This is a genomic window from Mesorhizobium sp. M1142, from assembly GCF_040318565.1.
Lineage (GTDB): Bacteria > Pseudomonadota > Alphaproteobacteria > Rhizobiales > Rhizobiaceae > Mesorhizobium.
The window spans coordinates 1-1,176 of the sequence record NZ_JAMYMK010000072.1 but is presented as its reverse complement, the minus strand read 5'-3'; the positions used below and the strand labels follow the sequence as shown (position 1 = coordinate 1,176).

The window sequence follows — 1,176 nt, the reverse complement described above, 5'->3', positions numbered from 1 at the left end:
CATTGAGGTCGATGGTCTGGATTTTCTGGTGGCGGAAGTAGGCATCGAAGACGCCATCGGTTTCGGTTGGGCGGAAGGCGACGGCTTTGCCGGCAAAAGCCTTGCAGATCTTGACGGCATGCCCGAACAACGAGGTTGTGCCCTTCTGCTGGATTTTGCGGACCTGGTCGCCGGGCGCGTATTCGAACGGCTGGACGGCATCGGCGAAGTCGCGCGTCGAGGCACGATAGCGCTCGAGCGGCACAGCGTCGGCAATGGCCTGGTGCGGCCGCTCGGTGTTGTAGATGTGGCGCCATGCGTCGAAAGCGCACTGTGCCGCCTGCAGGCTGTCGAAGGGCGGGCCCTGCAGCGCCTCGGCCTTGAGCGTACGGTGGAACCGCTCCTCCTTGCCCAGCGTCTGTGGATGGCAGGGTCTGGAATGGCTGACCGACATGCCGTTCTCGATCAGCCAGACGCCGAGCATGGTGAAGTTGTTGCGGCCGCCGTCGCCCCAGGGCGGGCCGTTGTCGGTGGCGATGCGCCACGGCAGGCCATAGCGCCGGAAGGCCGTAATCAGGCGGGTTTTGACAGTTTCGGTGGTCTGGTCGGGGCAAGCTTCCAGCACCAGCGAGAACCGCGAATGATCGTCGAGCACGGTCAGCGGATGCAGCCGCCCGGCGCGCAACGGCACATGGCCCTTGAAGTCCATCTGCCACAGGTCGTTGGGCGCGGCGTGCTCGAAGCGGATGAACGCTTTGGCGCCGCCGCCCAGTGCGCCCAGTTCGACGCCGTTGCGGCGCAGGATGCCGGTCACCGTCGAGGCAGCCGGATGGCCAAACCCCTGGCGCGCCAGAACCCGGGCGATCTTGCGCCCGCCCCAGGCCGGATGCGTTGTGCGCACCGAAAGCGCTGCCGCCTCGATCGCGGGCGTGCTGCGCGTCGGGCTCGACTGCGGCCGGCGCGACCCCTCCAAAAGCCCGGCCGCGCCAAACGCCTGCCATCGCGCCAGCAACTTGTAAGCGCATGTTCGACCAATCCCAAAGCGTCGGCACAAGGCGCTCACATTCGCCCCCTCGGCCGTAGCCAGCCGCACAAACTCCAGCTTCTGTTTCATCGCGCTCGTGTCCTCGAATGGCATCCCGAACCCCCCAGCGCAAAGCGCGCCAAACTGTTCGCGATGTCCTCGCACACCTGTTC

At 66.2% G+C, this 1,176-nt stretch carries 1 protein-coding gene; it reads right to left on the bottom strand.

Annotation, left to right across the window (positions count from 1 at the left end; genetic code table 11):
* A partial coding sequence (locus tag NKH42_RS31105) for an IS481 family transposase (protein WP_352753726.1) occupies nt 1–1,117 on the bottom strand: 1,117 nt, incomplete at its 3' end.
* Nucleotides 1,118–1,176 lie beyond the last annotated feature (59 nt).